Consider the following 18,023-nt stretch of genomic DNA (forward strand, 5'->3'; position numbering starts at 1 on the left):
TGCGGCCACCGCCGGAAAGGGGCGGTCCACATGGCAGGACGTCGGTCCTGCTCAGCGCCGGTTCCGGCGGATGATCCACACCGCCGCGCCGACCGCGAAGACCCCCAGACCGGCGGCCACCGCCGGCAGCGGCAGGGCCGCCGCCAGCAGCAGGCAGCCGGCCAGCCCGACGACCGGTACGGCGCGCCACGGCGCGCCCTCGTCGGGGCGCAGGGTCAGCGCGGAGGCGTTCGCGATCGCGTAGTAGACAAGGACGCCGAACGACGAGAACCCGATCGCGCCGCGCAGGTCGACGGTCAGCACCAGCAGCGCCACGGCGACGCCGACGGCCGCCTCGGCGCGGTGCGGCACCCCGGCCCGGTCGCTCACCGCGTCCAGCGCGGCGGGCAGGTGCCGGTCGCGGGCCATCGCGAACGTCGTCCGGGACACGCCAAGGATCAGCGCGAGCAGCGAGCCGAGCGCCGCGGCGGCCGCGCCCGCCCGGACGACCGGGGCGAGCCACCCCGGGCCCACCTCGGCCAGCGGCGCCGTCGCGGCGGCGAGGCGGGCCGGGCCGAGCGTGCCCAGCAGGACCAGGGCCACCGCGGAGTACAGGACCAGGGTGATCGTCAGCGCGACCGGGATCGCCCGGGGGATGGTCCGGGCCGGGTCGCGGACCTCCTCGCCGAGGGTGGCGATCCGCGCGTAACCGGCGAACGCGAAGAACAGCAGCCCGGCGCCGCGCAGCACGTCCCACGGCGCGACGTCGGGGCCGCCGCCGAACCGGTGCAGCCCGCCCGCCGCGCCGGCGACCACCACGGCGAGCAGCACGGCGACGACCGCGACGACCAGGATCCGGGCCGCCAGCGCCGACCGCTGCACCCCCAGCAGGTTGAGCGCGGTCAGCGCGGCCACCGCGGCGAGGGCCGGCAGCCGCTCGTGCCCCGGCGCGACGTACGCGCCGAAGGTCAGCGCCATCGCCGCGCAGGACGCCGTCTTGCCGACCACGAAGCCCCAGCCCGCGAGGAAGCCCCACGGGCCGCCGAGGCGCTCCCGGCCGTACACATAGGTGCCGCCGGAGGCCGGGTAAACGGCCGCGAGCCGGGCGGAGGACACCGCGTTGCAGTAGGCGACGAGCGCGGCCAGCGCGAGTGCGAGCGGCAGCCAGGCGCCGGCGGCGGCCGTCGCCGGGCCGAAGGCGGCGAAGACGCCGGCACCGATCATCGCGCTCAGGCCGACCACCACCGCGTCCGTCGTGCCCAGGCGGCGGGCCAGCCCGGTCACGGTGCCAGCCGCTGCGCGGCCAGCCAGGCGGCGATCGCCGCGTTGGTCTGCGCCGGCGCCTGGAGCATCACCTCGTGTCCGGCGTCCACCGTGGCCTGCGTGAGGTTGGCGCAGGCGGCCCGCATCGGGTCGGCCAGGCGGCTGTGCCGGGTCTCGCAGATGCCGTCCCAGGCCGCGTGCACGAACAGCACCGGCATCTCCAGTCGCGGGTGCGGCGCGCGGGCCGCGTACGCGAGGTTGGCGTCGTCGTTGGCGTACCAGGAGCAGGGGCCGCGGAAGCCCGTCGCGCTCAGCGCCGCCACCAGCGTGGCGTGGTCGGCGGCGGAGAGCATCGACTCGTCGCGCGGCAGGGCCGGCGCGCGCCGGGCCGGGCCGAACCAGCCGCCGTTGGCCCGCACCCGGGAGCTGCGGGTCGGCCTGCCCACCGCGTCGGGGCGGCCGCCGCGGTAGAGCAGCGACACGGTGGCGGCGACGTCCGCGTCGAAGTCCGCGACCGCGGTGTCGAAGTCCTCGGCGTAGAAGCGGTAGTAGTCCCACTGGCCGTACGGGAACCGCTCGGCCGGATAGAGGTCGCGGTCGACGAGCTCGACGAGCGTCTCCAGGGCGAAACCCGCCGGCAGGTACGGCACGCAGAGGCTGGCGGCCGCCCGGACCCGCTCGGGATGGTGCGTGGCCAGCGACCACACCACCGGGCTGCCCCAGTCGTGGCCGACCCAGACCGCGGGCTCGCCGCCCAGGCTGTCGTGCAGCTCCAGCATGTCGCCGACGATGTGCTCGAGCGCGTAGGCGCCGGCCCGGTCCGGCACGGCCGCCGTGCCGTAGCCGCGCAGGTCCGGCGCCACGCAGCGCCAGCCGGCCGCGGTGAAGTGCTCGACCTGGGCGCGCCAGACCAGGCCCAGCTCGGGCCAGCCGTGCACGAAGATCATCAGCGGCTGGTCGCCGGGTGCGCGCTGGGTCACCGGGGCAGTGAACCACAGCCGGGGCGCGCCGGCACAGGTGCGCGATCGGGTCAGGTCAACATCATCAGATCCGCGGGATCGCCGCTGTGCCAGCCCTCCTCGAGCACGGCCAGGGCGTCGGCGAGCGCGGCGCCGGCCAGGCTCGCCGGGCGGCTGCCGGGCACGACCGTGGCGTGATCGCCGGCGAGCCGCACGGGCACGAGCAGCGTCGCCGGCGGCGTGAGGGTCACGTCACCGACGACGCTCAGCCGCGGCGCCGGCGGCCGGGCGGCGCCGGTCAGGCCGTGCAGCAGCGGCTGGAGCAGGGTCACGCAGGCGACCAGCCCGGCGTACGGGTTGCCCGGCAGGCCGACGACCCACCGCCCGCCCGGCAGCGCCGCCAGCGACTGCGGGCGGCCCGGCCGGCACGCCACCCGGTCCACCAGGCGCCGCGCGCCGAGCTCGTCCAGCACCCGGTGCAGGTGGTCCGCGGCGCCGGCCGACGACGAGCCGGTCACCACGACCACGTCCGCGTCCGTCGCGGCCAGGCACCCGGCGAGCAGGCCCGCGTCGTCGGGCAGCAGCACACGGTCGGCGACCACGCCGCCGGCCGCGGTGACCAGCGCCGACACCATCGGGGCGAACACGTCACGGACCTGCCCGGCACGCGGCACCCCGGCCGCGACCACCTCGTCGCCGGTCACGACCAGCCGGACCGCCGGGCGCCGGCGCACCGGCACGTCGTCCGCGCCGGCCTGCGCGAGCAGGCCCGCAACGGCCGGGGTCACGACCCGCCCGGGCCGCAACAGCTCGTCGCCGGCGCGCGCGTCCTCGCCGGCGCGGCGGATGTGCGCCTTCGTCCAGCCGGTCGCGCCGGTCAGGTCGGCGGTCTCGTACGGCAGCACCGCGACCGCGCCGGGCGGCACCACGGCGCCGGTCATGATCTCGACCGCCTGGCCCGGTCCGAGGGCGCCGGCCCACGCCGGCCCGCCGGCCAGGACCCGGCCGACGACCCGCCAGGGCCCGGTGCCGGCCACCGCGTACCCGTCCATGGCGGCGGCGTCGGCGCCCGGCAGGTCGGCGCCGGCGTGCACCGGCTCCGCGAGCACCCGGCCGACGGCCGCGCCGAGCGGCACGCGCTCCGGCGGCAGGGCGGTGGCGGCCGCGCCGGCGATCTTCAGTGCGGTGCGCCACGGTACGGGGCTGTCGACGGATCGCATCGCTGTCAGTGTCACATCAGCACTGCATCGCGGCACCGTCACGTCCGCGTGCCGGTACTGCTTCCGCGCGGCGACGAGAACCTCACCGCGGCGCCGGCGCGAATGTGAGCGGCCGGCCCTCATCCGTTCGCGTGACGGCGTGGTTGATCGCGGCCGTGCGTGCCTAGGGTCGAGCGCAGGCGGCGAGCGGGAGGGGTTCGGCTGTGCGCGACGGGTACCCGCGTACCGGTGCGGATGTCGTCCGGGAGGTGCTGGCCGCGCTGGCCCCCGCCGAGCTGCCGTTCCTGGAGTCGGTGCTGGAGGCGTACCGGATCGATCCCTGGACCCTCGACGGGCGCCGGGCCGGCGTCCCGGTCGACCAGGTCTCGGCCTGGTCGGCCTTCGTGCTCGGCTTCGTCGCCGAGACCGTGGTCGCCACGGAGCCGGCGGCGCAGGGCCGGGGCCGGCTGAGGACGATGCTGACCCGCCGGCGCCGGTCGCGCACCGGCGAGCTCGCGAACGTGCCGGACGCGCCGGTGCCCGCGTTCGAGGCGGAGCAGCTGCGCCTGGCCTGGTCGTCCGCCGTCGACGCCGCGACCTGCCGCGGCCACCCGCCGCGAGACCGGGAGGCCTTCGCCGCCGCGGTGGTGGCCGCCCTGGCCGCCGGGCACCCGCCCCGGCAGCGGCACCCGGCCGAGGACTGAGTCGGTCAGGGGCGGCCGAGGGCCCGGTACTCCCAGCCCGCCGCGCGCCACGCGCCGGAGTCCAGCGCGTGCCGCCCGTCGAAGATTCGCCGGGCGCCGACGACCTGGGCCATGGCCTCGGGGGCGATCTCGCGGAACTCGGTCCACTCCGTCAGCAGCACGACCACGTCGGCGCCGCGGGCCACGTCCAGTGCGCCGGTGCCGTAGCTGAGCTCGGGGTGCGCCCGGCGGGCGTTCTCCATCGCGGCCGGGTCGAAGACGTGCACGTGCGCGCCCAGGCCGGCGAGCGTGCTCGCCACCTCGAGTGCGGGCGCGTCGCGGATGTCGTCGGAGTCGGGCTTGAACGACGCGCCCAGCGCGGCGATCTTCTTGCCGGCCACGTCGCCGCCGCACAGCTCGACCACCAGGTCGACCGTCCGCGACCGGCGGCGCTTGTTGATGCCGTCGATCTCGCGCAGGAAGCCGACGGCCTGGCCGACACCCAGCTCCTCGGCCCGGTGCGCGAAAGCCCGGATGTCCTTGGGCAGGCAGCCGCCGCCGAAGCCGAGGCCGGGGCGCAGGAACCTGCCCCCGATCCGCTCGTCGTACGCCAGGGCCTCGGCCAGGTCCCGCACGTCGGCGCCGGTGGCCTCGCAGACCTCGGCCATCGCGTTGATATAGGAGATCTTGGTGGCCAGGAACGAGTTCGCCGCGACCTTGACCAGCTCGGCGGTCTGCAGGTCGGTGACCTTGACCGGAACGCCCTGCGCGAGCACCGGCTCGAACGCGGCCCGCAACCGCTCCTCGGACCACGCCGAGGTGACGCCGAAGACCAGCCGATCTGGCCGCATGGTGTCGTCGACCGCGAAGCCCTCGCGCAGGAACTCCGGGTTCCAGGCCAGCTCGACCTGGTCGCCGGCGGGCGCGGTGGCGCGGATCAGCTCGGCGAGGCGGGCGGCGGTGCCGACCGGCACCGTCGACTTGCCGACCACGAGGGCGCGGCGGTGCAGGTGCCGCGACAGGGCGGTGACCGACGCGTCGACGTAGGTCAGGTCGGCGGCGCCGGAGTCGCCGCGCTGCGGCGTGCCGACGCAGATGAAGTGCACGTCGCCGAACTCGCCGGCCTCCCGGAACGAGGTGGTGAAGCGCAGCCGGCCGGTCTCGAGGGCCTTGGTGAGCAGCTCGGGCAGGCCGGGCTCGAAGAACGGCACCTCGCCGGAGTTGAGCCGCGCGACCTTGTCCGCGTCGACGTCGACACCGATCACGTCGAAGCCCAGCACGGCCATGCAGATGGCGTGGGTGGCGCCGAGGTAGCCGGTGCCGATGACCGTGAGTCGGGGGCGCAGGGTGGTGCTCATCAGACGAAGATCCTCGGAAGTCAGCGGTCGTTGCTGTACCAAGGACGCCGGTTTCGCCGCTGGCTCCCCGCCGGACATGGGCGACCAACTCGCCCGGCGGATCAACACCTCGCCCACGGCTCGGTGCGAGCCGTACCGGGGGATACTGCCATCCCGGCACCGGCCTGACCTCACCTGACCAGTCAGGATTCCCGGCATGCGCGGCCCGCCGCCGGTCGCGCAACCGGTTGAGCGGGCCGCGGAACCGCGCCCGGCGAAATTGGCATAAGAAATTCCAAGGAATTTTGAACCGGATGAATTCGGCGCAGATCTGAACCATCCCGCCGGGCGGTCGCGTACTGGCTCTCGTACGACATTGACGTCCGACGACTAGGAGTGGTGATGAGACTGCGACAGCGACGACGCACCGGGGGCAGGAGCACCGGGGTCAACCGCAAGGCGATCGGCGGCGCAGTCATCGCTGGTGTGCTGGTGGTCGGGGGTGTCACGGGCCTGCAATTGGCGTCGGCCGGTGAGCAGGCGCAGGCCGCGGAGATCGTCGTGGTCGACGGTCAGAATTTCGACATCGCCGGTTGCGAGAAATTGGAAATCAACGCCGGCGCCGTTATCTGCGACGGCGAACCATTGGCGCCGGAACAGGAGATCGGTGCCGCCGAGGCCGCCGCCGTATCGGCGCAGGCCCTCGAGGAATCGTGCGACCAGTTCGCGATCGACCAGGCCGCGGCCGCCGCCGAGGCGGCCGGTGCCGCCGAGCAGGAGGACGCCGCCGCCCAGGAGGAGGAGGCTGCCGCCGCCGCGGCGCACATGTCCAAGCGGGCCAAGAAGGCCGCGGCCAAGAAGTGGGCCAAGGCCATGGGCAAGGGCCAGGCCAAGGGCAAGGAGAAGGGCGCCGCCGCCGCTGAGGAAGGTGCCGCCGCTGAGGAGGGCGCCGCCGCTGAGGAGGGCGCCGCCGCTCAGGAGGAGCTGGACGCCGCGGTGACCGACGCCCGGGCGGCGCTGCTGGTCGCCTGCCTCGACCTGGCCGGCAAGAAGGCCGCCGCCGCCGGGGCCGCGGGCGCTGGTGAAGAGGCCGGTGCCGACGAGCAGGCCGGTGCCGACGAGCAGGCCGGCGCGGACGAGCAGGCCGGTGCCGAGGAGCAGGCCGGCGGTCAGGACGAGGCCGCCGACGAGGCCGGTGCCGCCGAGGAGCAGCAGGCTCCCGCGAAGAAGTAGCCGCGCCGCACCGGCCCCGCCCGCGACTCCCGTGGGCGGGGCCGGTGCGTGGCGGCCGAGGTCAGCACCGGCCGCGCAGGCCGTCGGTGGTGGGCTTCCAGTCGGCGCTGTCGCGGCTGTCGGCGGTCAGGCCGAGGCCGGACGCGATGGCGATGGCGACGAAGAACAGCAGTACGGCGATTCCCATGACGTTCACACCCTTGATCCGGCGATTTCTGGCCGGTGCGCACCGGGTTGCTGGTACCAGCATGAACCGGCCGCGCGGCCGCGGACAGTGGCAGAGATGCCATACATCTTCAAAATCCTGCCAGTTCGTCGTAGGCTGGCGGACATGCTGAGAAGCGTCGCCGTCATCGCCCTGCCCGAGGTCGCCGTCTTCGAGCTCGGCGTGCTCTGCGAGCTGTTCGGCTACGACCGCACCGCGGAGGGGCTGCCCGGGTACGAGTTCAATGTGTGCAGCGTGGACGGAGCCGGCGTCCGTACCCACGCGGGCTTCTCGATCTCGCCCGACCACGACCTGGGGCCGGCCGACGAGGCCGATCTGGTCGCGGTCGTGCCGAGCAACATCGCGCTGGAGCCGCCCGCCGCCGTCCTCGACGTGCTGCGGCGCGCGCACGCGCGGGGCGCGTGGGTGATGAGCGTCTGCACCGGCGCGTTCGCGCTCGGCGCGGCCGGGCTGCTAGACGACCGCCGCTGCACCACGCACTGGCGGCACACCGACGCACTCGCCGCCCGGTTCCCGGCCGCCAAGGTCGACCCGAACGTGCTCTACGTCGCGGACGGCAACCTCATCACCAGCGCCGGCACCTCCGCCGCCGTCGACTGCGGACTGCACCTGATCCGCGAGGAGCAGGGCTCCGCCGTGGCCACCCAGCTCGCCCGCCGGATGGTCGTCCCGCCGCACCGCGAGGGCGGCCAGGCGCAGTTCATCGAGCGGCCGGTGCCGCCGATCGATTGCGAGACGTTGCAGCCGCTGCTGGCCGAGGTCCTGCAGAGCCTGGACCGGCCGCACACCGTGGACACCCTGGCCCTGCGCGCGCACATGGCGCCGCGCACCTTCGCCCGCAGGTTCCGGGCCGAGACCGGCGCGACCCCGCACGACTGGCTGACCGGCCAGCGGGTGCTGCTCGCCCGGCGCCTGCTCGAGGATTCCGACCTGGGCGTCGACGCGATCGCCGTGCGGGCCGGCTTCGGCAGCGCCGCCACCATGCGGCACCACTTCGGACTCCGGCTGCACACGACGCCGCAGGCCTACCGGTCGGTGTTCCGGAACCGGGCCGGCTAGCCGAGGATCGGCCTCGGCAGCGCGGGCGGCTCCGGCCGAGCGCCCCACTCGCGCGGGTAGCCCAGCGAGACCTCCTCGAAGCGCACGCCGTCCTGCCAGGTGGTCCGGGGGATGTGCAGGTGGCCGTATACCGCGGCGGCGGCCCGGAAACGCAGGTGCCAGTCGGCGGTGCGCTCGGTGCCGCACCACTGCGCGAACTCCGGGTACCAGAGGACCTCGGTCGGGTGCCGGTGCAGCGGCCAGTGCGAGACCAGCACGGTGGGCAGCGCCGGATCGATCGCGGCCAGCCGCCGCTCGGTCAGCGCGACGCGGTCCCAGCACCACGACTCCCGGTCCGGGTACGGGTCGGGATGCAGCAGCTGCTCGTCGGTGCAGACCACGCCGGTCCGGTACGCGTAGGCCAGCGACTCCTGCTTCGTGGTGGTGCCGGGCGCCCGGAACGAGTAGTCGTAGAGCAGGAACAGCGGCGCGACCGCCGCCGGGCCGCCCGCGCCGTGCCACACCGCGTAGTCGTCCTCGGGGGTGAGCACGTCGATCTCCCGGCACATCTCGACCAGCCGCTCGTAGCGCCGCACGCCGCGCAGCTGGACGGGGTCGTCGCGGTGGGTCCACAGCTCGTGGTTGCCGGGCGCCCAGATCACCTTGGCGAACCGCTCGCGCAGCAGCCGCAGCGTCGCCTCGACGGACCCGAGCAGCTCGGCGACGTCACCGGCGACGATGAGCCAGTCGTCCGGCGAGCCGGGGCGCAGGCCGTCGACGATCCGCCGGTTCTCGGCGTAGGAGACGTGCAGGTCGCTGACCGCATAGAGAGTGGACATCGGTGACGAGCATGCCAGCCCGTGTCCGGCGCCGTGCCGGGCGCGCCCGGTCGTTACTATCTCCCGGGCGGAAGGTGGGAAACGTGACGGAGGACCCGACGCGGTCGTTGCGGTGGTTCGGCGGGTTCGCCGTGCTGGTCTTCGGCATCGTGCCGGCGGTGATGCTCAGCATGCTCGTCGCGCAGGGCCGCACGCCCGGCTCGGTCGGGGTCCTGCTCATCTTCGGCATCCCGCTCGTGCTGCTCGGCCTGTTCATCGCCGTCCTCGGCATGCGGGGCGGCCCCGACCCGGAGCTGACCAGCCGCCGGATGCACCTCTCGATGGCGCTGGTCGCCGGCGCGGACGTGCTGATGCTCGGCGGAAACGCGATCATCCGGATGATGGCGGAGTAACCGCGCCGGCGCCGCCGAAAAAATCTTGGTCCCCGCTGTCACGCCGAGGGGCTCCCCGAGACCTAACTTAGGTGGGAGTTCAACGGCGAACGGAGACACCGGTGGTCGAAGCGGGCGACGTGGACAAGTCGATCACGCCCGCCCCGCCCCCGGCGGTCATCGCGAATCCGCCGCCCGCCGCGGAGATCGAGGAGTTCTTCCGGCGTTACTGGGAGGGCCTCGTGCGCAGCCTGCTGCGCGAGGGCGCCAACCGCTGGGAGGCGCAGGACGCCGTCGCCGAGGCCATCCGTGAGGCGCTGCGCCGCTGGCCCGAGCTGACCCACCCGGTCGCCTGGGTGCGCACCGCGGCCCGGTCGCACTGGCTCAAGCAGCGCCGCGGTGCCGGGCAGGCGGACGCCGAGGTGCTGGTCGCCGACGTCGCCGAGCTCGGCGAGGCGCAGGCCGACCCCGACCTGGTCGCCTACGAGCTGGCGGAGTGGTTCGCCGGTGTGCTCGCCCAGCTGCCGCCCGCCCGGCGGGAGGCGCTCGAGCTGTCCGCGGAGGGGCTGACCCCGGCCGAGATCGCCGGTCTGGTCGGCAAGACGCCGGAGGCCGTCCGCACGGCGCTCAAGCTCGGCCGCCGCCAGGCCGTGGAGATGTGGCGGCAGGCGCCCGAGCAGCGCCAGCCGTCGCCGGCCGCGGAACCCGAGGCGGGGGAGCGCTGATGACACACTCCGAACCGCGGCCCGGTCCGCACGACGACCCGTCCGACTCCGACGACCACACGCTGACCCACGCCATGATGATCGCCGCGCTCAACCAGATTCTCTGGGAGTGCGGCTACGACCCGGTCGCCGAGGACAAGGTGGAGCCGCCCGCGTGGCCGGCCGGCACCCCCGCGGCGGACCGGCTGATCGAGGACGCCCGGCAGCGCGCCGACGGGATCGTTGCCGCGGCGCTCGAGACCGCGGTGCAGTACACCGACGCGGCCCTGGACCAGGCGGCCCAGATGGTGATCAGCGCACGGCGCGCGCTCCCGCCCGGCGCGGCCGCGCCGGTCGAGCTGGCCCCGATGCCCGCCGACGCGCCCGGCGGCAGCACCGTCGGCGCCGCCTGGTTCGCGGCCGCCAAGGCGGCCGGCGTCTATCTGCCGATCGCCGATCAGGTGGCGGTGCGGACCCTCGACCTGTTCGCGGCCTGCCTGCACGACGCGGCACACGCCCGCCCGCCCGACCTGGAGGCCGCCTACCGGGTCGGCGTGGAGCTGGTCGCCCTCGGCGTCAGCCGCCACGAGGCCCTGCCCGCCACGATGGGCGTGGTCCTCGACCACGTCGGCGACGGCGAGGTCATCCGCCGCCCGGCCCGGCAGGTCGCCGGCGCGTTCGCCGCCGGCTTCGCCGCCGCGCTCCAGGCACGCACGCTGGCGCAGCAGGAGTCGCTGCACCGGGCCGCGCAGCGCGCCGCCCGCGAGTTCCAGGCCGCCCTCCAGGACAGCGAGGCCCGGTACCGCCGGCTCGCCTACTACGACCCGGTCACCGGCCTGGCCAACAAGACCCGCCTGGTGCAGCGGCTGCGGCAGGCCGCCAACGGCGGCGACCCGGGCCGGCACGTCGGGCTCTGCCTCGTCGACGTCGGCGGCCACCCGGCCGTCTGCGAGCAGTTCGGCGCCGGCGCCGGCGACCACGTCCTGACCGAGGTGGCCCGGCGGCTGCGCCAGGTCGCCCGGCACCCCGACTACCTGCTCGCCCGGCACGGCGGCCGCACCTTCGTGGTGCTGGTGCAGGACAGCGCCGGCCTCGCGCACCTCGCCGAGCTCGCCGAGCGCATCACCGCCGGGCTGGCCGAGCCGGCGTCGCTGCCCGGCACCGGCCTGACCGCGGCGCTGCGGGCCGCCGTCGGCGTCGTCGACGTGCCGACCGGCGGCCTCGACGTCGCCCGCGTGCTGGTGGACGCGGAGATCGCCCTGCGGCAGGCGCGGGCCGGCACGACCGGCTGGGCCAGCTACGACCCGCAGCCGGCGCGCCCCGGCCGGGCGCGGGCCGCGACAAGCGTCTCCGGCCTGGTCACCGGCCCGCCGTCGTACCAGCCGATCGTCGAGGTCGGCACCGGCCGGGTCGCCGGCCTGCACACCCGGACGGCCTGGCGGCACCCGCACCTGGGCGCCCTCGACCTGAGCCGGATCGGACAGCTCACCGGCGACCGCGACACCATCACCCGGCTCGCCGGCAGCCTGCTCCGGCAGGCCTGCCGGTCGGCGATGAGCTGGGACGGCGGGAAGAAGGGCCCGTTCATCGGCCTCGACCTGCCGGTGCACCAGATCGGCTACCCCGACATCGTCGAGCTGGTCCGCGAGGGGCTCACCGAGAGCGGACTGCCGCCGAAGCGGCTGCACCTGCACCTGTCCGGGCTCGACGCTGTGCCCGCCGGCACGCACAGCCACACCGTGCTGGCCGCGCTCGCCGCGCTGGGCGTGCGGCTGGTCCTCGACGACTTCGGCACGGGCAACAGCAGCATCGCCTACCTGCGGGACCTGCCGGTGCACGGCCTGCGCACCCCGGCATCGCTGCTGCGGGGCTCGCCGGGCGGCCTCGACGCCGACCGCGAGCTGCTCGGCGGCATGGCCCGGGTGGCGCACGCGCTCGGCCTGACCCTGACCGTGCACGGCGTCGACGACGAGCGCGGCGCCGCCGCGCTGACCGGAACGGGCTGCGACCGCGCGCAGGGCCTGCGCTTCGGTCCGCCGAGCACGCCGCACCAGGTGCCGGCGCTGCTGCGGCCGCCGCCGGTGAAGCTCGTCGTCGTACCGGACCGGCTGGTGGCGTCGTGACCGACCACAGTGGAGTAGGCTTCCCCGCCATGGTGAACGCGGACGCCGACTACTCCGGCCGGCCCAGCAGTGCCCGGATCTACGACGCCCTGCTCGGCGGCAACCACAACTTCGAGGTGGACCGCGAGGCCGCCAAGCGGCTGCTCTCGATGATCCCGGCAGCGGGCGAGATGGCCCGCGCCAACCGCGCGTTCCTCAACCGGGCCGTGCGGTTCCTGCTCGACGCCGGGGTGCGCCAGTTCCTCGACATCGGCAGCGGCATCCCGACGGTCGGCAACGTGCACGAGATCGCGCAGAGCCGGGAGCCCGGCGCCCGGGTGGTCTACGTCGACATCGACCCGGTCGCGGTCGCGCACGCCGGCGAGATCCTGCGCGACAATCCCCTCGCCACGGCAGTGCAGGCCGACATGCGTTTCCCGCAGGCGATCCTCGACCACGCGGAGGTGCGCAAGCTGATCGACCTGGACCGGCCGGTCGGGCTGCTGCTGGTGTCGATGCTGCACTTCGTGCCCGACGACGACGCGTTCGTGGCCGTCGACCGGCTGCGGGAGGCGCTGCCGGCCGGTTCCTACGTCGTGGTCTCGCACGGCGTCTCCGAGACACCCGCCGACGCGGCGGGCGAGGGCGTGGCGCAGCTCTACCAGCGTACGGACGTGTCGACGGCGACCGGCCGCAGCCGCGACCAGATCCTGCGCTTCTTCGGCGACGCGGAGCTGGTGCCGCCCGGCCTGGTCTGGGTGAACGAGTGGCCGGACGGCCCGCAGGACGACGCCGAACCATGCGACATGGCCGTGGTGGCCGCGATCGGCCGTAAGTCCTAGATCGTTGACCGGTAATTCTGGGCAGGTCATCAATGGTCGTAGGCGATCAAGGAGCGTTTGACGGGTGCCTCGATGGTCCAGTTGTGCCAGATCGCGGCGTTGAGGGCGAGCAGGCGTTGCAGGACACGGGTCCATAGGCCGGCCGGTACCCGCCCGCCGTGTTGTTCCAGGCCGAGTTGGTTCTTCGACGTCCAGATGATCGCTTCGATGCGTTGGCGTAGCCAGTTCGGGAAGGGTGTCCAGGTCGGCGATCATGTAGGCCTCACGGTCGACGTGTGTGGAAACGTCGATCCTGGACACCCTTCATCCGTCTGTCCCGCAACCACCGCGACGTGTCACACCGACCACATCAACACCACCGGCGAATTCTGCGTTTGGCCTATCAATCGAGTACGCGGACGGTGTAGCAGTGGACCTCCCGGAGCATCACGCATACTCCTGTTCCAGGATGGCCAGGTCGCGGTCGGCGAACTGCACGTGCTTCCACTCGTCGCTGAAGATGACTTGCAGGCACTTGACCGCCGTCCGTTCGGCGGGCGGCGGGCAGCCGATCGCGTTGTTCGGCCCCCGCACGCGGTCCAGCTCCTCCTGCGTAACCTCGGCCAGATATGCGCGCAGATCGGCGATCCGCTCGGCGCGCACGGCGAGGATTTCGCCGAGGGTGGGCGCGGCCGACTCGTCGATGCCCAACTCGGCGCCATTGGTGGTAAACGATGCGGGCACACCGATCGGATGAAACGGGTTCGGGCGAAGGGCCGCCGCGTGGCCATACCACGCGTCCACGACGAAGATCGTGTGGCGCAGGGTTTGGGCAAGCGACCACTCGTCGTTCACTGATCTGTGGACGGCTTCCTCTGGCAGCACGCTTGCGCGTCGGAGCGTCGCTTGCCAAAGCTCCTCGATCACATCCACCGCGTCGCGCATCGTCTCGGGTGTGGTTGGCTGCAGTCGCAGCCGTTCGGGGTGCAGGCGATCCAGCTCGGCCTCGATCAATGGCATGACCTCCACGCCGTTGACGCGCAGGCCGTCGATCGCCCCGTCGATGTCTGCGTCCAACAGCAGCACGCCACGCATCCGGGCGCCGCTGAGATCCACCTCGCGGAAGGTCGCGCTGGCCATTGACAGGTCGATGAACTCCGCATCCTCGTAGTCGGGCTGCTGCACGAATCGCGTCATCGGCACATCGTAGGGGCCCGGTACGACAAGACCACCAAATCTAGGGCCGGCGACTCGTCGACGGTGCGTCCGCCCACCGCCGATCGGCGACCCGGGGCGCACCCACCCCCGTCGTCCGCAGGGCCGAGTAGGCCCGGGCCACCTCGGCCGGCACGTCCACGTGGGCGATGAAGCCCCGCCCCGCCGGCCCGTACCCGTCCCGGTCGTCGGTGAGCCGGGGAATCTCGCCCATCAGCAGGGAGACGTAGCGATCCACCGGCCACATTCCCGCGGGCGGCGACCGGAACCCGAGCTCACCGTCGATCAGCTCGACAGGCGTGCGGTGTGCGGCGAAGTTCACCACCCGCACGGCGGGCGCGAACAGGCGGAAGGCGGCATCCATGCGCCGCTGCATCGAGGCATCCTGGATGATCAGGATCCGCCGATGCGGAACCCGCTCGGCGGCGAGCAGGGCCAGCGCGTGCCGTACGTTGCTGCCACAGTTCGTCGACTCGTGCTCGAGCAGGTCCGCCCGGATGCCGTGCCGCTCGCCGAGGTAGCGGTCGAAGAGGGCGGCCTCCGTCGCGCCGGCCACGTCGTCTCCGCCAAGATGGCGCCGCATCGCCGCGCGCAGTACGTCGGTGGAATGGCCTTGACCACCGACGATCAGGTAGCGGGCGGCGATGTCGTCCCTGATCGCCTGTGCGAACAGGTCGCCGCCGGCCAGGATGCTGCCGCCGAACAGGACGGCGACGTCCACCCGGCCACCGGCGGCCTCCTCGACGGCGTCGCGGCCGAGCACCTCGACGTCGCGCTGGGCGCAGAATCCGACGAGGGTGTTCAGGTGCGCGACGACATCCGGCCCGGTCACGGACCCGAGGGTAGCCGCGGGGTCAGTCCCCGGGCTCCAGCAGGTCGGCCTCGAGCAGCTCGCGGACCCGGGGGATCACCTCGGTGCCGTAGAGGCGGATCGCCGTCATCATCGCCTCGTGCGGCAGCGTGCCCGCCGAGTACTTGAGGTCGAAGCGCTGCGCGTCGAGCACGCCGAGGGTACGGGCGATCTTGCGGGCGACCGTCTCCGGCGAGCCGACGTGCCAGGCGCCGTCCGCGATGTCCGCCTCGAAGGCCTCGCGGGTCAGCGGCGGCCAGCCGCGCTCCGCGCCGATCCGCGTCATCGCCGCCCGCGCGTGCGGCCACAGCGTCTCGATCGCCTCCTCGTCGGTGGCGGCGACGAAGCCCGGCGCGTGCACGGCGATCGGCAGCTGCTCGCGTTCGTACTGGTCCAGGGCCCGGTGGTACAGCTCCACGTAGGGCGCGAAGCGGGCCGGGTCGCCGCCGATGACGGCAAGCACCAGCGGGAAGCCGTGGCGGGCCGCGCGGACCACCGACTCGGGGGTGCCGCCGACGCCGATCCAGGCGGGTATGCGGCCGGACTCGGTCTTCGGATAGACCTGCTGGTCGGTCAGCGGTGCCCGGACGGTGCCGAGCCAGGTCACCGCCTCCTCGGTGAGCAGCTCCGCCATCAGGCCCACCTTCTCCGCGAAGAGCCGGTCGTAGTCGGCGAGGTCGTAGCCGAACAGCGGGAACGACTCGGTGAAGGAGCCGCGGCCCAGGGTGAGCTCGGCCCGGCCCCGCGAGACCGCGTCGAGGGTGGCGAAGCGCTCGAAGACGCGGACCGGGTCGTCGGAGCTGAGGACCGTCACGGCGGTGCCGAGCCGGATCCGCCGGGTGCGGCCGGCGATCGTGGCGAGCACGATCTCCGGCGCCGACACCGCGAAGTCGTCGCGGTGGTGCTCGCCGATGCCGAAGACGTCGACCCCGACCTCGTCGGCGAGCACGGCCTGCTCGACGACGTCGCGGATGACCTGCGCGTACGGCAGCGGCGCGCCGTCCGGCCCGGCGGTGACGTCGCCGAAGGTGTCCAGTCCGAATTCCACGGGCAGCATGCCGTCGATCATGCCGGGCCGCCGCCGCACCCTTTCGGGCGGCATCTTGTTTCGGCGCGAATCTGGGCATTGAATGGTAAGCGTCGGTATTGGTGCTTTATCGGACAAATGGGCGGCGTCGTGGTAAAAAGATCGTCCTGGCGGCTGGTCGTCCCGGCGGCCACGGCACTGGCGGCGTTCGGCCTGGTCGAGTGGCAGGCGAACGCGGCGCCGCCGCTGCCCGGCACCCCGCCGGCCGCGGCGACCGCCGAGCCGGCCCGGGTATCCGACCCGAGCCCCCCGCCCGAGCCCGCCGCGGGTACGGGCGGCGACCCGCTCACCACCGGCGAACTCGCCCGGGCGCGCGCGGCCGCGCTGACGCCGAGGCTGGCGGCCGGTGCGCGGGATGTCACCGGCGCCGCCGGCCCCGAGTACCTGTCGGCCGAGACGGCGGCCGACGGCGCCACACGCCAGGCCGAGGTCTACTACTACGACTACCGGGCCGACCGGCTCGTCAAGCAGGTCGTCGACCTCGCCACCGGCAGGGTGACCGGCTCGTACTCGGCCACCGGGATGCAGCCGCCCGCCGCACGCCGCGAGGTCGACGCCGCGCTCGGCCTCCTGCTCGCCGGGCCGTTCGCCGCCGACCTGCGCGACGGCTACGCCGCGGCGACCGGGCGCCCGTTCGCCGGCGCGGCCGACGTCGTCGTCACCGCGCACGTCTACCGTGCCCGCCCCGCCGACACCACCGGTGCCCGCGCGTGCGGCGTGCACCGCTGCCTGCAACTCGTCGCGCAGGCGGGTGACGGCCCGTTCATCGACCTCGACCACCTCATCATCGACCTTTCCGGGCGCTCGATCGCCCGGCTGAGCTGACGGGTACCCGGCGATGAGAACCACCAGAACCATCGGCGCGGCCGCCGCGGCCGCCGCGGCCGTCCTGATCCCCGCCGGCGGCCTCGTCCCCGTGACGGCCGCGCCGGCGGGCGCGGCGCCGTCCGCGGCGCGGTGCGCGGCCGCGTCCACCGTCCGGGAGACGCTGCCGAACGGCACCACCTGGCAGCTCTGCTGGCGCATGCACCGCCAGACCGGGCTCGTCCTGGAGGACGTGCGGGTCTCCTCCCGGCGCGACCCGGAGCCGGTGCGCGTCCTCAGATCCGTGACCCTGGCCCAGCTCAACGTGCCGTACGACTCCGGGGTGATCGAGTACAACGACATCACCGACTACGGCTTCGGCGGCCAGTACCTGCAGACCCTGGCCGGCGACGACTGCAAGGGCGGCTCCGCCCGGGTCGGCTCCGACGGCGGCGCCGAGCCGCGGCGCCGCAAGGTGCTCTGCGTGAGCGCGGAGGCGTCCGGGCTCGCCTACCGGCTGCGCAACGAGCGGGCGCCGACGACACCGTACGCCCGGCAGGGCCACGACCTGGTGCTGCGCGCGGTGAGCAAGGTGGACTCCTACGAGTACGTCACCGAGTACCGCCTGCACGACGACGGCGAGATCTCGGTGCGCCTCGGCGCAACCGGCGATCTGTCGCCGCAGGGCTACGGCTCCGCCGACGACGGCTGGCCGGTCGGCAAGGGCACGCACGACTTCGCGACCAGCCACTTCCACAGCGCCTTCTGGCGTGTCGACTTCGACCTCGCCGGCCGCGGCGGCGAGCGGGTCGAGCAGTACGACACCCGGGTGGCGGGCCGGGGCAGGAAGGTCGCGGTGCTCCGGACCAGCCGCAAGGTCATCGCCCGGGAGGGCAGCTTCACGAAGGCCAACCGCCGCTGGTGGCGGGTCGTGAGCCGGGCCGCGCGCAACGCCGACGGGCACGCCCGCTCGTACGAGCTGGTCACCGCCGAGAGCGACGTCTACGAGGCACACCCGGAGACCCGGCCGGACGTGACCTTCACCCAGCACCATGGGTGCGAGCGGTACGCGACGGACAACACCGACCCGCAGTGCGCCGGGCGCCGGTCCATCCTGGACTACGCGCGCAACGCCGAGACCATGACGAACCCGGTGATGTGGGTCCGGGTCGGCTTCCACCACGTGCCGCGCGACGAGGACCAGAGCCCGATGCCGCTGCACTGGCAGGGTTTCGACCTCGTGCCCCGGGACTTCACCGAGATCAACCGGCTCGCGCCGGACGCGCTCGACCGCGTCAACGGCCGGAACTGAC

General features: G+C 74.1%; 18 protein-coding genes and 1 pseudogene. 9 read left to right on the forward strand and 10 right to left on the reverse strand.

What is annotated here, in order from left to right; genetic code table 11:
* Positions 1–51: 51 nt before the first annotated feature.
* From BJ971_RS16440 to BJ971_RS16450, 3 genes are read right to left on the reverse strand one after another with little or no spacing between them, the layout of a single operon-like run.
* On the reverse strand, positions 52–1,263 hold the full coding sequence (locus BJ971_RS16440) for an APC family permease (protein WP_203709133.1): 1,212 nt from the start codon (positions 1,261–1,263) through the stop codon (positions 52–54).
* Positions 1,260–2,222 carry an alpha/beta hydrolase gene (locus tag BJ971_RS16445; protein ID WP_203709132.1) on the reverse strand — a complete coding sequence of 321 codons (963 nt, stop codon included), beginning with the start codon at positions 2,220–2,222 and terminating at the stop codon, positions 1,260–1,262. The genes BJ971_RS16440 and BJ971_RS16445 overlap by 4 nt, the downstream gene beginning before the upstream one ends.
* 50 nt (positions 2,223–2,272) lie before the next feature.
* Positions 2,273–3,421 carry a molybdopterin molybdotransferase MoeA gene (locus tag BJ971_RS16450; RefSeq protein ID WP_184994047.1) on the reverse strand — a complete coding sequence of 383 codons (1,149 nt, stop codon included), beginning with the start codon at positions 3,419–3,421 and terminating at the stop codon, positions 2,273–2,275.
* A 203-nt stretch (positions 3,422–3,624) separates the two neighbouring features.
* Between BJ971_RS16450 and BJ971_RS16455 the strand changes: the two genes are divergently transcribed.
* The gene (locus tag BJ971_RS16455) at positions 3,625–4,104 is read left to right on the forward strand and encodes a hypothetical protein (RefSeq protein ID WP_184994049.1); all 480 of its coding nucleotides are present in this window, start codon (positions 3,625–3,627) and stop codon (positions 4,102–4,104) included.
* A gap of 5 nt (positions 4,105–4,109) precedes the next feature.
* Here BJ971_RS16455 and BJ971_RS16460 read toward each other — a convergent pair whose 3' ends face one another.
* The gene (locus BJ971_RS16460) at positions 4,110–5,441 is read right to left on the reverse strand and encodes a UDP-glucose dehydrogenase family protein (protein ID WP_184994051.1); all 1,332 of its coding nucleotides are present in this window, start codon (positions 5,439–5,441) and stop codon (positions 4,110–4,112) included.
* A gap of 381 nt (positions 5,442–5,822) precedes the next feature.
* On the opposite strand from BJ971_RS16460, the gene BJ971_RS16465 reads away from it, so the two are divergent.
* Positions 5,823–6,653, forward strand: a complete 831-nt coding sequence (locus BJ971_RS16465) for a hypothetical protein (protein WP_184994053.1) — start codon at positions 5,823–5,825, stop codon at positions 6,651–6,653.
* Positions 6,654–6,714: 61 nt separating this feature from the next.
* Here BJ971_RS16465 and BJ971_RS41315 read toward each other — a convergent pair whose 3' ends face one another.
* Complete coding sequence (locus tag BJ971_RS41315; protein ID WP_260415011.1) at positions 6,715–6,840, reverse strand: hypothetical protein; 126 nt, start codon at positions 6,838–6,840, stop codon at positions 6,715–6,717.
* Positions 6,841–6,984: 144 nt separating this feature from the next.
* Between BJ971_RS41315 and BJ971_RS16470 the strand changes: the two genes are divergently transcribed.
* Positions 6,985–7,938, forward strand: a complete 954-nt coding sequence (locus BJ971_RS16470; RefSeq protein ID WP_184994055.1) for a GlxA family transcriptional regulator — start codon at positions 6,985–6,987, stop codon at positions 7,936–7,938.
* On the opposite strand, the gene BJ971_RS16475 is transcribed toward BJ971_RS16470, so the two are convergent.
* Positions 7,935–8,756, reverse strand: coding sequence for a metallophosphoesterase family protein (locus BJ971_RS16475; protein WP_184994058.1), 822 nt, complete (start codon positions 8,754–8,756; stop codon positions 7,935–7,937). The two genes, BJ971_RS16470 and BJ971_RS16475, sit on opposite strands and share 4 nt — an antisense overlap.
* An 83-nt stretch (positions 8,757–8,839) precedes the next feature.
* Between BJ971_RS16475 and BJ971_RS16480 the strand changes: the two genes are divergently transcribed.
* From BJ971_RS16480 to BJ971_RS16495, 4 genes are all read left to right on the forward strand, one after another.
* Complete coding sequence (locus BJ971_RS16480) at positions 8,840–9,148, forward strand: hypothetical protein (protein WP_184994060.1); 309 nt, start codon at positions 8,840–8,842, stop codon at positions 9,146–9,148.
* Between the two features lie 101 nt (positions 9,149–9,249).
* Entirely contained in the window at positions 9,250–9,852 is a 603-nt protein-coding gene (locus BJ971_RS42160; RefSeq protein WP_184994061.1) for an RNA polymerase sigma factor, read from the forward strand.
* Positions 9,852–11,954, forward strand: coding sequence for an EAL domain-containing protein (locus BJ971_RS16490; RefSeq protein ID WP_184994063.1), 2,103 nt, complete (start codon positions 9,852–9,854; stop codon positions 11,952–11,954). The genes BJ971_RS42160 and BJ971_RS16490 overlap by 1 nt, the downstream gene beginning before the upstream one ends.
* 29 nt (positions 11,955–11,983) lie before the next feature.
* On the forward strand, positions 11,984–12,775 hold the full coding sequence (locus BJ971_RS16495; RefSeq protein ID WP_184994065.1) for an SAM-dependent methyltransferase: 792 nt from the start codon (positions 11,984–11,986) through the stop codon (positions 12,773–12,775).
* Positions 12,776–12,804: 29 nt separating this feature from the next.
* On the opposite strand, the pseudogene BJ971_RS41325 reads toward BJ971_RS16495, so the two are convergent.
* From BJ971_RS41325 to BJ971_RS16510, 4 genes and pseudogenes are all read right to left on the reverse strand, one after another.
* Positions 12,805–12,996: pseudogene (locus tag BJ971_RS41325) on the reverse strand (IS982 family transposase); the annotation flags it as partial.
* A 205-nt stretch (positions 12,997–13,201) separates the two neighbouring features.
* Complete coding sequence (locus BJ971_RS16500) at positions 13,202–13,951, reverse strand: DinB family protein (protein ID WP_184994067.1); 750 nt, start codon at positions 13,949–13,951, stop codon at positions 13,202–13,204.
* Between the two features lie 40 nt (positions 13,952–13,991).
* Positions 13,992–14,801: a YdcF family protein gene (locus BJ971_RS16505; protein ID WP_184994069.1), complete on the reverse strand. Its 810-nt coding sequence runs from the start codon at positions 14,799–14,801 to the stop codon at positions 13,992–13,994.
* A 22-nt stretch (positions 14,802–14,823) separates the two neighbouring features.
* The gene (locus BJ971_RS16510; protein ID WP_184994071.1) at positions 14,824–15,876 is read right to left on the reverse strand and encodes an LLM class flavin-dependent oxidoreductase; all 1,053 of its coding nucleotides are present in this window, start codon (positions 15,874–15,876) and stop codon (positions 14,824–14,826) included.
* A gap of 108 nt (positions 15,877–15,984) precedes the next feature.
* Between BJ971_RS16510 and BJ971_RS16515 the strand changes: the two genes are divergently transcribed.
* Positions 15,985–16,731 (forward strand): hypothetical protein, encoded by a 747-nt coding sequence (locus BJ971_RS16515; protein ID WP_184994073.1) that lies wholly within the window; start codon positions 15,985–15,987, stop codon positions 16,729–16,731.
* A gap of 13 nt (positions 16,732–16,744) precedes the next feature.
* Positions 16,745–18,022 (forward strand): copper amine oxidase, encoded by a 1,278-nt coding sequence (locus BJ971_RS16520; protein WP_184994075.1) that lies wholly within the window; start codon positions 16,745–16,747, stop codon positions 18,020–18,022.
* Position 18,023: the final 1 nt, after the last annotated feature.

This window comes from Amorphoplanes digitatis (assembly GCF_014205335.1).
GTDB lineage: Bacteria > Actinomycetota > Actinomycetes > Mycobacteriales > Micromonosporaceae > Actinoplanes > Actinoplanes digitatus.